Source organism: Pseudomonas defluvii (assembly GCF_001695625.1).
Classification (GTDB): domain Bacteria; phylum Pseudomonadota; class Gammaproteobacteria; order Pseudomonadales; family Pseudomonadaceae; genus Aquipseudomonas; species Aquipseudomonas defluvii.
In genome coordinates this window covers 16,754-30,245 of sequence record NZ_MBPN01000064.1, presented here as the reverse complement: position 1 = coordinate 30,245, position 13,492 = coordinate 16,754, and the positions used below count along the sequence as shown (strand labels likewise).

Sequence of the window (13,492 nt, the reverse complement as noted above, 5' to 3'; positions counted from 1 at the left end):
ATCGGGCTGGCCGGATCGAGGTTGGCCTGCACGGGCAATTCCGGCATGGGTGGGCGCTGCAGGCGGGCGATCACCGAGCACTCCAGGTTGACCAGCTCTGCCGGGCTGTCCGGCTCGCTGTAGGAAAAGAGTGCCTTGTGTCGCTCATGGAACGCCGTGCGCAAGGCTTGAAGGCGCTCATGATCCAGCTGATCGCAGTCCAGTTCGACACTGCATTCGTGGACCTGGCCCAGGTAGCGGATTTCCAGGTTGTACAGGCATTCGACCGCATTGCCCGCACTGAAACCGTCATCGCGCAGGTTGTTCAGGCCGCGCTCGCGCAGGGCGCGCAGGGTTTGGTTGAGCAGTGGCAGGTCGACCAGGTCGTCGTCCAGGCGCATGGGCAGGGTGCTCAACTGATCGTAACGGATGTCCGAGAGGATCTGCCCGAACGCGCACAGGCCGGAGGCGACTTTAGGGATGAGTACCACTTTGCTGCCGATTTCCTCGGCCAGGCGCATGACGTGCATGCCCGCTGCGCCACCGGCGCCGATCAGGGCAAAGTCCCGGGGGTCGTAGCCGCGCTCGACCGATACCCGGCGGATGCCGCTGACCATGTTCAGGTTGACCAGGGTAATGATACCGATGGCCGCACGCTCGACGCTGATGCCCAGCGGTTCAGCGATCTTGTGGCGAATGGCATCAATCGCCGCTTGCCGGTTCAGGCGAATGCTGCCGCCCAGCAGCGCACCATCGGCCAGGTAGCCGAGTGCCAGGTTGGCGTCGGTGACGGTGGGTTCGACGCCACCTTTGCCGTAACAGACCGGGCCAGGGTTGGCGCCGGCACTGCGCGGGCCAACCTGCAACATGCCAAAGTCGTCCAGGTAGGCAATCGAGCCGCCGCCAGCGCCCAGCGTTTCGACCTGGATCATCGGTACGCCAATACGGTAACGCAGGAAGTCGGTGTCTTTGCTGAAGTTGGTTCGCCCGGACTTGCTCAGCGTGATATCGAACGAGGTGCCGCCCATGTCCACGGTGATCACGTTGTCGATGCCGAACGGCGCCGCCACGCACAGCCCGGCTTGTGGGGCGGATGCCGGGCCTGAGTTGATCGCATTGACCGCGCGCTCGCGCATCACGACACCCGGCGCCAGGCCGCCATTGGACTGGAAGTAGCGGGTGGGTTGTTGCGCACCGAGCTCTTCGAACAGCGCATCGATCCGTTCGATGTAACGGCCCATGACCGGGCTCAGGTAAGCGTTGACCACGGTGGTCGAGGTACGGGTGTATTCGCGAATCTGTGGGAACACCTCGTTGCCGGTGCACACGAACACGCCGGGCAGGGCGTCACGGACCATGGCTGCGGCGCGTTGTTCATGGCTGGGGTTGCGCACCGACCAGACGAACGAGATGGCCACTGCCTTGACGTCCTGCTCGCGGAAGTAGTCGATGGCTTCCCGGATGGCGTCTTCGTCAAGCGGGCTGTACTCGCTGCCGTCGCTGAGGATGCGGCCACCAACAGGGCGGCGCAGATGACGCGGTACCAGCATGTGCGCCGGCGGGTAGCTGGCATCGTAGCGGTGGCCATCCTCTTTGTGGCCCAGGCGGATTTCCAGGCTGTCTTCATGGCCCTCGGTGCAGAGCAGGCCGACCTTGACGCCGGTTTTCTCGATCAGGGCATTGAGGGCCACTGTGGTGCCGTTGATGCACAGGTCGCAGTCGGCAATGATCTGCGCCGGTGTGCGGCCGATGGCGTCAGCGATTTGCGCCAGGCCATTGCGGATGGCGAGGGTGCCGTCCTGTGGCGTCGAAGGCGCTTTGAACAACTGAACGTTGCCACTGCGGTCAGCGAGGATGAAGTCGGTGAAGGTGCCGCCGGCGTCGATGCCCAGGCGATATTGCTGCTTAGTCATGGTAAAAGTCTCTGCATTGCTCAAGGGGCATCAATCAGTGTGCGGCGCGGATGGCGTGTGTCGCGGCTTCGTCGAGGTTGCCGTTGCTGTCGAGCACCACGCCGTATTCCAGGCAGGCGCCTTCAGGCGACACCAGGCCGTTCAGCACGTCGTTCAATACCGTGGCGACAGGCCGGCGCATGGGGTTGCCGTAGCCACCACCCCCTGGATTGACGTTGATGACCCGCTCGCCCGGTTGGGCAGTCAGCAGTGCGTTGTAGGTAAAGTGGGCTTCCTCACCGTCGACCTTGCGGTGGATCAGGCGGCCAAGCTTGGGTTCGAGCAGGACGTTGGTCGCACCCGCAGCGCCCGCCGTTGGCAGTTGCCGACCTTCACCAAACCCCACCACGGTCATGGCATGGTTCAGTGGCTCGATCTCGATGCGTGTGCCCGAGCCGCCTCTGAATTCCCCGGCGCCACCGCTGTCGGTCATCAGGCTGTAGCGGTGGATCAACACCGGGTAGGAGTACTCCAGCAGCTCGATATCACCGGACATCAGTGCACCGAAGCAGCACAGCGGACCACAGGCCGGCCAGCCATCCATTTCCTTGTTCGCACCCGCGCCGGAAATGATCGAGGCCAGCACCATGGTCACGTATTCATCGTTGCCGTTACGCGGATCGTGACCGGCAATGTTGATGCCGCTGGCGTGGCCCCAGGAGGCGGTGACCCGCTCCGGTGCGGCTTGCTCGAGCGCCTGGCGCACGGCGTCGGCGAGGGTTTCCATGGGCGTGGTGGTGCTGTTGACGTGCGGTGCGGGTTCCTGCGCGTTGCACAGGGTGCCTGGTGGCCCGAGGTCGACGCTGACGCAGCGGTAGAGCCCTTCGTTGTAAGGCGGTGGCACCTGGGCAAACATCATCAGCCCCAGGTACACCCCGGAGACCGAGTTGCCGGCATAGGAGTTGATGAAGTAGGGCACCTGTGGCGGGCTTTCGATCAATACGTGGGCTTCGTCACCGCGAATCTCCACCTGGGCGGTGATCGACAGTTGGCCCAGGCCATGGCCTGAGTCTTCAAGCACCGCCGTACCGCTGTAGATACCGTCAGGAACGTCTCGCAGCAAGGCACGCATATGGCGGTCAGCCATGTCTTTCAACTCGGCGATGCAGGCGCGAACCTGCTCCACGCCATAGCGGTCAAGCAGCTCGATCAAGTGCCGCTCGCCGACACTGCAAGCACCGTATTGAGCATTCAGATCACCTTCCTGGTAAGCCCGGGCGCGCATGTTGGTCAGCAACAGGTTGATGACGTCTTCGCGGCGCTGGCCTCTGGACCACAGCTTCACTGGCGGAATACGCAGGCCTTCGGCGTAGATTTCCTTGGCGTCCGGGTTGTAACCGGCCGGTACCGGGCCACCGATGTCGGTCAGGTGGCCTTTGCAGACCGTCCAGAACACCAGTTCCCCTTTGTAAAAGACCGGCTTGTACATGCAGCAGTCGAGAATATGACTGCCGTTGTAGGCAGGGTCGTTGTGATAGATCACGTCGCCTTCAAGGATGTCATCGCCAAAGAAGCCGGCAACGCACTTCATCGCGGGGATCAGCGACCCCAGGTGTATGGGGATGTCCTGGCCTTGCAGGATCATTTCCGGCAGGTGGTCGAAGAGGGCGTTGGAATAGTCGTGTGCCAGGTTGAAAACACTCGAACGGCCGGTTTTTTCCAGCGTCAGGGTCATTTCCCGCTGCGCGGTTTCGAGTGCGCCTCGCACGACGGCCAGGGTGATCGGATCTACTGTACTCATGGGTCACCAAGAATCTTGTTGTTATCTGGGTGGGGCAGGACGGATGCCTGACCCACGACACAAAGCTACGCGTACCTCGAGGCGGCAGGCTTGTCGCCGCGTGCACTGTTTTTTGATACTGAGGGCACTGGTACTGTCGGGTAGGGTCAGAAGTAGTACCCAATGTTGGTGTAAAGCTGGTTCTCCCATTGATTGCTGCCACCCGCGCCCAGGCTCTGGGTGAAGCTGCTGCCACCGATGTACGGGTCGTTCTTGCCGTGCAGCCATTCCACGGCTATCCAGAGGTCCTTGAGTGAGAACGACGTGCCGAGAATGAAACGCTGGGAGTCATGGAACGCACTGTCGCGCTTGTCGAAGAGGCTGTAGTTGCCGTACAGCTTGATGCCTGACAACCAACCGTACTTTCCGGCGATGTCATAGCTGAGGTCGGTCACATACAGGTCGCCCTTGGCCGCAACGTTGAACGTCGCGTCATAGCTGCCGAACGTGACGTACTTGTCGTTACCGGGATTTCTCGGCGTCATGTCCTGGCGTGTGGCCTGCAGTTGAACGCCCCAAGGGCCGTTCTTGCCCAGGTAATGCACGGCCACGGCGTTACGTCGACCGCTGTCATGGGTGTCGCGGTTCTCCAGTTCCGAAGTAAGCGCCGATGCGCCGACCTCCGACTGCCAGTTGCCGAGCTTCAGGTTACGGGCCAGGCGTCCGACGACAATATTGCGCTCCTGGTTGCTGCTGCCGTCTGCCACATAGGTGTCGGCCTTGGCGACGCTGGTCGAATAGGTACGTCCACCGCGGCTGGTGCCCTGGCCCTGATCAATCGGGCGCAGGTAATAACCGGCCTGCAGGTTCCAGTCCGGGGTGTTCTGGATGTACTTGATGCCCAGGTCCTGAATGTCCTCCAACCCGATCACATTGCCCAGCGATTCAAAAAAGGGGCTGCCGAAGTAGGGCTGCAAGCCAAACGGAATGTGGTTCAGGCCGACCTGGACCTGTTGCGAATCGTTGAATTTGTAGCCTAGCCAGGCGTACTCGGGAAAAGAGATGTCGCCGATGCTGTCTGTGTAGGAAAAGGGATAGGCATCTCCGTAGAAGCGGTATTTCGCTGCGCCTATCCAACTGCTGGAGGTGTAGGTGGCGGTCAGGAAAAACGTATCGAAGCTGATTTTTTCCAGGTCTTGATCCGGGTCGTAGTCAACACGCGCACGGATGGCGCCGCCGATATCCAGGTTTTCGTTGATGGCCACGGCAAAGGCGGGAGCGCCGTACAGGGTCAGCAATTGTGCAAAAACTGCAGCCGTCACCGTGCGATAGTTCACTGAACGCATGTGTATGTCCTTGGGTCTTATTGTTGTTTTAGGCGCGTAAAAAAGCCGAACCGCAGTCATCCCGCGGCTCGGGGAGGTAAAGCGCTTTCAGGTGCTGAAAAGGGGGGGGGAAGTGGCTGTCAGGAACAGTGCGGTCGTACGAACCAACTGCGTTTGGCACTGTTGAGCAACAGCCAATAGGCAGCAAAGGCACTGATAAACGTCACCGGGGCAGAAAAAGTGGCGAGCGTGGCGCCGCCCGAGTTGAGCAGGAGAATCCCCAGCCCGGCGGCGAAGAACCAGGCGCCAAGACCGCAAGGGTTTATCGCGCTGACACGTTCCAGTTCATACTCGATCTTGCCGTCGAACAGTTGGTGGTACTTGGGCGAGAAAATATGCGCCAGTGCAATCGCCACCCAGGCCACGACAAAGATGCTCTGGTAGGCCAACGCCTGCAGGATGTAGTCGAACACGTTCAAGCGCATCAGTGCGTAGACCAATGCCCCGACTGCGACTGCCCACGCGATGTAAGGCACCCTGGCCAAGCCCAGGCGGCCAAAGAAGGCTTGCATGTTGGTCGCCGCCAGGAAGAAGTTTGCCGAGTTGATGCGGGTTTGGCTTACCCAGACGAAAATCAGGCCCCACACACCCATCAGCTCGACGATCGCCTTCACGACCGAAACTTCTGTCAGCCCTCCTGGCGTGGGAATCGTCCCGGCAATGAAGATTCCCACCAGGCCGTTGATGAGAAAGGTAAAGGTGTAGAACGGCAGGCCGAAGTTGAATCGGCTGTGGAACGACACGTCCTGTTTACGGCCGAATCGGGCATAGTCCCAGGTGTACATCATCAGGATCCACACGCCCATGAAGTAGCTGAAACAGTGCCACCAGCCGTTTTCCACCGGGCCGCTTGCCGGCCCCATGTGCAACCACGCCGAGCTGTAGCCGTATTCGGCGATGGTCATGATCACCAACGCAACCAGGCCCACCAGGTAAAACGGCAACAGCACCCCGTTGAGCTTGTCCATCCAGTTCTGCACGCTGCCGAAGATCAACGGCACGCTGTACAGCACAACCAACAGGTAGGCCTGATTCAACGACATTGACGACACGTAGTCATGAATGGCGATGGCAATGACCGAACCTTCAAAGACGCTGTAGTAGGTGGCCGTGGCGAAGAAGATCAGTGTGGCAAGGGTTGCACCGGTTCGCCCGAACAACACCCGGGAGAAAAGCGCTACCGAAAGCCCGGTTTTCATTGCATAGCGGGAGATGACGGTGTTGATAGCGGCATAGGCGATGACCGACAGCACCAGGCCGATAATGGCCTGTTGAGTACCGAAGGTCATGGCCAGCGTGGCCGAGACCACTAGCCAGAACATTGCGCTGCAGATGCCCCACCAGGCCATCGTTAGCGATAGTTTACTGAGGCGGTGCGTGTCTGGAACGGCAAAGGCGGTGCAGTCGGTACTGTCGACCTGTTTGGGGATGGGTGTGGCCATGGCTCTTCTCTTTATTGTTGTATGAAGAGTCGCGATTATAAAAAGGCTCATCCGCTCAATAATTGTGCTTGGCTGCACTGTCTTTTGCAGGTCCGCGCATTGAGACCCTGTGGAGCATTGGCTTACCAACGATGCAGACGCCGCGCACTCACTGACACCCCAACGACGCCATCGCAGGCAAGCCAGCTCCAACAAAGCCCGCGCAGCCTGTAGGAGCGGGTCTTGCCCGCGATGCAAACGCCGCGAACCCACCGACGCCATCGCAGGCAAGCCAGCTCCAACAGAGCCCGCGCCAGCCTGTAGGAGCCGGGCTTGCCCGCGATGCAGGCACCGCGCATTCACCGAAAGCCGCGATCACGCCGGCAGGCGACGTCTTTGTCCTATTGGTTTTCAACACCCGCGAAAGCTGGCAAGGCATACTCGTGTGGCATGTGGCTTACTTAACCAATGAGGCAAGGATGAGCGATATTTTCACCACTCAGGAGGCCGGCGTCCTCACGATTGCTTTTAACCGTGAAGCAAAGAAAAACGCCATTACCGCGACCATGTATGACGCGCTCAGCGAGGTGCTGGTCAGTGCAGCGGCTGACCGTGAGGTTCGCGTGGTGCTGATTCGCGGCAGCGAGCAGGTCTTCTCTGCCGGCAATGATCTTGGTGACTTCATCGCGCATCCGCCCGCGACCGAGGATGCCCCGGTCTGGCGTTTCTTGCGCACCTTGAGCGCATTTCCCAAACCGATTGTCGCGGCCGTCTGTGGCGTGGCGGTCGGTGTCGGCACGACGCTGTTGCTGCACTGCGACCTGGTCTATGCGGGCACCAACGCCCGTTTCAGCGTGCCTTTCGTCAGTCTTGGCCTTTGCCCGGAGGCCGCGTCCAGCTTGCTCTTGCCCAAGCTGTTTGGTCATCAGGGCGCTGCCGAGGCGTTGCTGACCGGCGAGCCGTTCGATGCCGAGTTTGCGCTGCAGTCGAAACTGGTCAATCGCGTGCTGCCACCGGAAGCCGTCCTCGACTTCGCGTTGTCCCAGGCACGCAAGATTGCCCAGCAACCGTCGAGTGCTGTCATGGAGACCAAGCGCCTGCTGAAACTGGCAGATGCCAGCGACGTGCAGGCACGCATCAATGAAGAAGCGAAGCGCTTTGCTCAAATGCTTGACGCAGAGGCCGCCCGTGAAGCCATCGCGGCCTTCACCGAGAAACGTAAACCGGATTTCAGCCGGTTCTGATCGAGGGATGGGCAGCCGTGTTTGAAGAGGCTGCCCATCGACGAAAACACGCGTGGTTCAAGGCTTACAGCGCGTGGCTATAGGCCGTTCTGGAGGCGTGGGTCGAGGTCCGGATCAGCAACAGTACGGAGCCAATGACCGGCAGGCTTACCAGCAGTAGCGCATAACGCAAGGACTGCTGGCCAAGCAGGGGTTGCAGCATGTCGCTGAACAGGCCGGTCACCAGTGGCCCGATGCCGACACCGAGCAGTGTGCTGACGATGGTTTGCAGGGCCATGGCCGTACCGCGCCGGTTGGACGGTACCAATTGGGTAACAAGGTTGTAGGACGGCGCTACCCACCAAACGGCGAAGAAGCTGTAGAGCGCACACCACACCATGGCCGTTGGAATCGGTACGCTGCCGAGCGTGACCAGCACGGTGTCGGGCCAGAGCAGGTAGGTGCTCAGGGTGGCGATGGCGGTCAAGTGACCCAGCACCGGAATCGAGAGCTGCCAGTGCGGGTTGCGTCGGCTCAGGCGGTCGCTCAACCAGCCGCTGAACAGGCCCCCGACACCGGCGGCGGTGCCGCAGATGACCCCAGCCAACAGGCCAGCATGTTGCAGCGAGAGGCCGTGGGAGCGTACCAGGAAGCTGGTGTTCCACATGCCAATGGCGTAGGAGCTGAGCGTGGTCAGGCCGCCCGCCAGTATCAGGCAGCGATAGGCAGGCAGCGCCCATAGCTTGCGGGCTTCAGCGCCCATGCCGAGCAGTGGCGCGTGGGCATGGGCATGGGCGGGGGCAGGGCTCAGGTCCCAGCGCCCCCGTACCGGGTCGCGCACCACGATGGCCATGATGGCGGCAAACAACAGGGCGGGCAGGCCAAGGGCAATGAATGCTGTACGCCAGCCATACACTTCGACCACCCAGGCACCGATACTCAAGCCGATGATCGAGGAAAACGTTGGCGCGGCGGTGAAGCAACTGATGGCGAGTGAACGTCGATGCGGTGGATACAGGTCGGCGATCAAGGACAGGGATGCCGAGGTCGTTGGTGATTCGCTGACCGCGACCAGCATCCGGGCAATGGCCAGTACCAGAAAGCTGCCGGCCAGCCCGCAGGCCATCGTTGCCAACGCCCAGAGCAGGCACGACAGTGCGAGCAGGCGCGTACGCGGCAGACGATCCACCAGACGTCCCGCCGGCAAGCCCATGAGCGCATACACCGCCGCGAAGGCCAGCCCGGAGATCAGGCCCATGGCCGTGTCGCCGACCCCGAACTCCGACTTGATCGGCTCAATCATCACCGCAAGTATCTGGCGCCCGACAAAGTTGTCGGCGAACACCAGTGCCAGCAGCAACAACAGGCCGTGGCTGCGCCAGCCGACCGAGGTGGCCGGCATGACGGTTGCGCCGGTCGTCATCGCGGCGCCCAGAGATCGGGCAAGCCGGGGTCGCTCACTACAATCAGGCGCTTGAGCAAGACCTTGAGGGCTTGCGCGTCGGCACTGCCGAGCTTGGCCGACAGTTCTTCCTCCACCACCTTGGCCAGCGCCAACTGTTGCAGCGACACCTCGCGGCCGTTTGCCGTGAGCACGAAACGCAACTGATCGGCATCGCCCTCGATTGCCACCAGGTGCTGGCGCTCGAGAAAGCGCATGCCGGCCAGTGTGACCTCATGGCCGGTGTAGCTGACAAAGGTGTTGATTTCCTCAAGGCTCAGGTTATCGCGGATACACAGCACCGAGAGAATGAAAAAGGCCTGTTCGTCCAGCTGCTGGTTGCTCACCATGCGCCGCAGGGCATTGAGCACCTGGTAGTGCCCGCGCCCGAGCAAGTAGCCGAGCAGGTCTTCGGTGTAGCTGCATTCCGGTGGCGGCGGTGTGGTTGCCAGGCGCAGCTCGCTGCGCGGCTTGCGGGTGGCCAGCGCATACTGGCCGCTCTGGAACGCCAGCGGCGCCCGGTCGCTGTGATCGAAGGCCAGCACTTCCCCGACAAAGATCACATGGTCGCCGCCCTCATATTGGAAGGCAGTACGGCATTGAAAGCGTGCGGTGCAGTCTTGCAGCAAAGGCGCCTCGCTGACGCCATTATCGAGTTGGACTTCGGCAAACTTGTCTTCGCCTTGGGTGGCGAAGCGCCCCGAGAGTTTTTCCTGTTCGGTGGACAGGACATGCACATTCCAGTGCTTGCCGCTGCTGAAAACCGGCAGGCTGCGGGCGTTCTTCGACAGGCTCCAGAGCACCAGCGGCGGGTTGAGCGATACCGAGTTGAAACTGTTGGCGGTGATCCCCACCGGTGAGCCGTCTTCGGCCTGGGTCGTGATGATCGTGACCCCGGTAGTGAAGGTACCGAGCGCGGCGCGGAAGGCCTGGGGATCGAAGCTGGCGTTTTGCATAGCCATGATAGACCTCATGGAGTGGAGTTTTCGTGTGGCCAGTATTGGTCGCCGCAGGGCGCTGTACATCGTCTCAACGGACTAACGCTTTTGTTCGATTCTCGTCCGATCGGACGAGGCGCCGGGCGTCGCCCCGCGACTAGTGTGGCCCCATGCGCATCCGGCGCTTCCGGGCCTTGGGGCCAGCATCAGCGAGGGGACACGAATGAGTTCAGCCACGTCATCCGTACAAGCGCTTTCGAGCCTGTTATCCCGGCAGAAACAAGCCTTTAACAGCGCCGGCGCGGTCAGTGCCGACACACGTCGTCGGCGTATTCAGCAGGTGATCGACCTGCTCGTGCGTCACCACGGTGTGTTGACCGAAGCGATGGATCAGGATTTCGGCGGCAGGCCTGCAGGCTTTTCCCTGATGAACGACGTGCTGGGTTCTCTCTCGTCGCTCAAGCATGCGCGGGACAACCTGCACCTCTGGATGCAGGACGAGCCACGCCCGGCATTCGCGCCCTACGACCAACTGGGCGCCAAGGCCTGGGTCATGTATCAGCCCAAAGGGACGGTGGGCATCATTGGTACCTGGAACGCCCCGCTGTTTACCTTGTTCAGCCCGCTGGCTTGCGCACTGGCGGCGGGTAACCGGGCGATTCTCAAGCCGTCGGAGGTGGTTCCGCGTACCGCTGAGTTGGTAGCGCAGTTGTGTGCTGAGCACCTTGACCCGCTGGAGATCGCCGTGGTCACGGGGGACGCGGAGCTGGCGGAAGGCTTCACCGCCCAGCCGTTTGACCACATGGTGTTTACCGGCAGTACTGCGATTGGTCGCGCTGTGATGCGTAATGCCGCGCAGAATCTGGTACCGGTGACGTTGGAGTTGGGCGGTAAGTCGCCAGTGATCATTGCGCGCAGTGCCGACTTGAACAAGGCGGCGTTCAGCATCGCCGCAGCCAAAGCCTGTAATGGCGGGCAGATCTGCATCAGTCCCGACCTGGTGTATGTACCGCAGGCGCACCTTGAAACCTTCCTCAGCGCCTTGCGCAGTGCCTATTGCGAGCTGAACCCCACGGTTGCCGGCAACCCGGATGTGGTGGCAGTGGTCAATCAGCGGCATCTGGCCCGTGTCGAGGGCTATGTGGATGAGGCCCGGGCCCAGGGGGCTCGCATCGAAAGCCTGCCGGAGGCGTTGGCGGTTGATGCCGAGGACCGTCGCCGGCCCCTGCGTGTAGTGGTCAACCCGCCGCGTGACAGCCAGATCATGCGCGAAGAAATCTTTGGCCCGGCCATGGTGGTGCTCACGTATGAGGACCTTGATGGGGTGATCGCCGACATCAACGCCCGGCCACGTCCGCTGGCGCTGTACTACTTCGGTGAGGATCAACAGGAGCAGCAGTGGGTACTGGAGCACACCCTGTCGGGCGGCGTCACCGTCAACGACGTGATGATGCATGCGGCGATGCACGACGCGCCGTTCGGCGGCGTGGGCGCCTCTGGCATGGGGCATTACCACGGCCGTGAAGGGTTTCTTGAGTTCAGTCACCTGCGCACGGTGTTCAAGGCGCCTGCGCATGACCCGCGGCGTGAATGGGGCCTGCTGCCGCCGTATGGCGAGCATTACCTCGCGGCCATGATGGCCATGGTCACCGCTGACTGACTCATTGTGCATGGGGCGCTCGGATGAGCGCCTTGTCGCCTCTACGGGGTTTACCGTTGCTTATGTTCAACGCGATCACTATTGCCCAGCGCCTGTGGTTCTGGGCGTTGTTGGCCACACTGTTGTTTATCGTTGCGGTCGGTTTTGGTGGCTATGGCCTGCAACAGGCCCGTGACAGTCTGCGTACCATCAATGAAGACAATCTGGCGACGCTGCTCACTGTCGGTGAGGTCCAGCACCGTCTCGACGAAAGTCGGCGGCTGGTGTTGCTTGCCATTCAGCATGACCCGGAAGGCCCGCTGGTGGCGGCGTTCGACCGCTCGATCGATGTGACGCTAGCGGCCATCGAAGCCAACAATCACGCGCTCGCTCAGGTGTGGGCCAGCTACCGCCAACGCCCCTTGTCCAGCCATGAGCAGCAGGTGGCCGAGGCCTTCGATGGCCATTACCAGGCGTGGCTGGGTGAGCTGGAGCTTTTGCTGGAGTCCTTGCGCGCGGGTGACTATCGGCTGTCCGGCATCATTTCTTTCCTGCGCATGGCCGAACCTGCTGGCGATGCGGCGGGTATTGAACTGGGCAAGCTGCAGACGTTGCAGAAGGAAGCGGCTGCGCGGGCATACGACCTCGCCCAGCAACGCTATCGCTCGACCCTGCTGGCGTATCTGGTGCTGGCGGTGGTGGGGGTGTTGGCTGGCAGCGTTACCGCGTTCTCGACCTTGCGTCGCCTGAAACGGGCTTTTGCCCAGGCGGGCGCCAGTGTGCGCGCGATTGCCAGTGGCGACCTGTCGCAGCCCATCGAGGTCAAGGGGCGCGATGAGTTTGCCCGGATGCTGGGTGATATCGCGACGATGCGCGACAGCCTGCACGGGTTGATCTCGCAGATGCGCTCGTTGGTGCAGCGTGTCAGTCACGAAGCGGCACACATGGCCGAATCGGCAGAGCTGGCCTCGTTGGCTGCGCAGCAGCAGGCTGACGCCGTGCGCGGCATTTCTGCTGCAGTTGAGCAGCTGTCGGGTTCAATCAGCGAAGTCGATACCCAGGTCGGGGTTTCGCGCAACATCACGCAGCACTCAGCGGGGCGTTCGGGCAAAAGCGAAGGTTTTATCCGCGATATGGCCCATGGAATGAACCGCATCAGCGACGTGATCAGTGATACCGCCGTGCATATCCGTGAGTTGGAAGTGTTCTCCGGCGAGATCAGTACGGTGCTGAATGTGATTCGCAGCATTGCCGAGCAAACCAATTTACTGGCGCTGAACGCCGCCATCGAGGCCGCAAGGGCAGGAGAGCAGGGCCGTGGCTTTGCCGTGGTGGCCGATGAGGTCAGGCTGTTGGCGCAACGTACGGCCCGTTCAATCGGCGAAATCGACCTCACGGTACAACGCATCCAGGAGGGGACCCAGGCGGTGGTTGGTGGGATGGACCGGGTGATCAGTCGGGTGCGTGATGGGGTTGGGCTGGCAGAGGAGGCCGGCGACTCGGTGGCGCAGATCCGCAGTGGTACTGACGATGTGATTCAAAGCGTCGACACCATTGCTGTGGTGATCGCCGAACAGGTACGGGTTACCCAGGAGATGGTCGCGCGCGTCGAGAGCGTTTCGGCCGGCACCGGCGTGCTCTCGGCCAATGCCGGCCGCAGTGCCGCGGCGGCGTCAGACCTGGAGCAGTTGGCGCGGGCACTGGACCAGTTGTCCGCCAGGTTCAATGTCGTCTGACGGGTCTAGTCCGCTTTGACGATGAGAGCGCCCCGGTCAGCCGTGATCATGGGATGCA

The 13,492-nt window shown here is 61.6% G+C and carries 9 protein-coding genes; 3 read left to right on the top strand and 6 right to left on the bottom strand.

What is annotated here, in order from left to right; all coding sequences use genetic code 11:
• From capA to EKA13_RS17235, 4 genes are all read right to left on the bottom strand, one after another.
• On the bottom strand, nucleotides 1–1,892 hold a 1,892-nt coding region (gene capA, locus EKA13_RS17250; RefSeq protein ID WP_065760558.1), incomplete at its 3' end, for a caprolactamase subunit alpha.
• 34 nt (nucleotides 1,893–1,926) lie between these two features.
• The gene (gene capB, locus EKA13_RS17245; RefSeq protein ID WP_065760557.1) at nucleotides 1,927–3,672 is read right to left on the bottom strand and encodes a caprolactamase subunit beta; all 1,746 of its coding nucleotides are present in this window, start codon (nucleotides 3,670–3,672) and stop codon (nucleotides 1,927–1,929) included.
• Nucleotides 3,673–3,818: 146 nt separating this feature from the next.
• Nucleotides 3,819–4,997: a hypothetical protein gene (locus tag EKA13_RS17240; RefSeq protein ID WP_065760556.1), complete on the bottom strand. Its 1,179-nt coding sequence runs from the start codon at nucleotides 4,995–4,997 to the stop codon at nucleotides 3,819–3,821.
• A gap of 119 nt (nucleotides 4,998–5,116) precedes the next feature.
• On the bottom strand, nucleotides 5,117–6,478 hold the full coding sequence (locus tag EKA13_RS17235; RefSeq protein ID WP_065760555.1) for a purine-cytosine permease family protein: 1,362 nt from the start codon (nucleotides 6,476–6,478) through the stop codon (nucleotides 5,117–5,119).
• A gap of 458 nt (nucleotides 6,479–6,936) precedes the next feature.
• Between EKA13_RS17235 and EKA13_RS17230 the strand changes: the two genes are divergently transcribed.
• Nucleotides 6,937–7,701, top strand: coding sequence for an enoyl-CoA hydratase (locus tag EKA13_RS17230; protein WP_065760554.1), 765 nt, complete (start codon nucleotides 6,937–6,939; stop codon nucleotides 7,699–7,701).
• Nucleotides 7,702–7,765: 64 nt separating this feature from the next.
• On the opposite strand, the gene EKA13_RS17225 is transcribed toward EKA13_RS17230, so the two are convergent.
• Complete coding sequence (locus tag EKA13_RS17225; protein WP_065760561.1) at nucleotides 7,766–9,082, bottom strand: spinster family MFS transporter; 1,317 nt, start codon at nucleotides 9,080–9,082, stop codon at nucleotides 7,766–7,768.
• A gap of 17 nt (nucleotides 9,083–9,099) precedes the next feature.
• Nucleotides 9,100–10,083 (bottom strand): flavin reductase family protein, encoded by a 984-nt coding sequence (locus EKA13_RS17220; protein WP_065760553.1) that lies wholly within the window; start codon nucleotides 10,081–10,083, stop codon nucleotides 9,100–9,102.
• 199 nt (nucleotides 10,084–10,282) lie between these two features.
• Between EKA13_RS17220 and EKA13_RS17215 the strand changes: the two genes are divergently transcribed.
• Both EKA13_RS17215 and EKA13_RS17210 read left to right on the top strand, forming a co-directional pair.
• Nucleotides 10,283–11,719 (top strand): coniferyl aldehyde dehydrogenase, encoded by a 1,437-nt coding sequence (locus EKA13_RS17215; protein ID WP_065760552.1) that lies wholly within the window; start codon nucleotides 10,283–10,285, stop codon nucleotides 11,717–11,719.
• 23 nt (nucleotides 11,720–11,742) lie between these two features.
• Nucleotides 11,743–13,434, top strand: a complete 1,692-nt coding sequence (locus EKA13_RS17210) for a methyl-accepting chemotaxis protein (protein ID WP_245704355.1) — start codon at nucleotides 11,743–11,745, stop codon at nucleotides 13,432–13,434.
• Nucleotides 13,435–13,492 lie beyond the last annotated feature (58 nt).